Source organism: Rhodococcus sp. ENV425 (assembly GCF_002887785.1).
Taxonomy (GTDB): Bacteria; Actinomycetota; Actinomycetes; order Mycobacteriales; family Mycobacteriaceae; genus Rhodococcus; species Rhodococcus aetherivorans.
The window spans coordinates 20,402-21,275 of record NZ_PCZU01000190.1; the positions used below are offsets into that span (position 1 = coordinate 20,402).

1 protein-coding gene is annotated in these 874 nt (G+C 66.0%); it reads left to right on the forward strand.

Annotation, left to right across the window (positions count from 1 at the left end; translation table 11 throughout):
- The coding region (locus CQZ88_RS16045; RefSeq protein ID WP_308410810.1) for a 4-hydroxyphenylacetate 3-hydroxylase N-terminal domain-containing protein at window positions 1-874 on the forward strand (874 nt) is incomplete at both ends.

The following is an 874-nucleotide window of genomic DNA, read 5'->3' on the forward strand; positions in this document are numbered from 1 at the left end:
CACCTCCGCCGACGACCTGCTCGCCGAACGCGACGCCATCGCCACCTGGGCGCGGATGACCTACGGCTGGATGGGCCGGTCCCCCGACTACAAGGCCTCCTTCCTCGGCACCCTCAACGCCAACAGCGAGCTCTACGCCCCGTTCCAGGACAACGCCAAGCGCTGGTACCGCGAGTCGCAGGAGAAGGTCCTGTACTGGAACCACGCCATCATCAACCCCCCGGTGGACCGGCAACTGCCCCCGGACCAGGTCGGCGACGTGTTCATGAAGGTCGAGAAGGAGACCGACGCGGGCCTGATCGTCTCCGGCGCCAAGGTCGTCGCCACCGGCTCGGCGATCACCAACTACAACTTCATCGCCCACTACGGCCTGCCGATCAAGAAGAAGGAATTCGCCCTGATCTGCACGGTGCCGATGGACGCGCCCGGCATCAAGCTGATCTCGCGGGCCTCCTACAGCCAGAACGCCGCCGTGGTCGGCTCGCCGTTCGACTACCCGCTGTCCTCGCGCATGGACGAGAACGACGCGATCTTCATCTTCGACAAGGTGCTCGTGCCGTGGGAGAACGTGTTCATGTACGGCGATGTGGAGAAGATCAACGCGTTCTTCCCGCAGTCCGGATTCCTGCCGCGGTTCACCTTCCAGGGCTGCACCCGCCTCGCCGTCAAGCTCGACTTCATCGCGGGCCTGCTGCTCAAGGCCCTCGACGCGACCGGCGCCGGCGGTTTCCGCGGGGTGCAGACCCGTGTCGGGGAGGTCATCGGCTGGCGCAACCTGTTCTGGTCGCTCACCGAGTCGATGGCCCGCGACCCCGAGCCGTGGATCGGCGACACCGTCATCCCCAAGCTCGAGTACGGCCTGACCTACCGGATG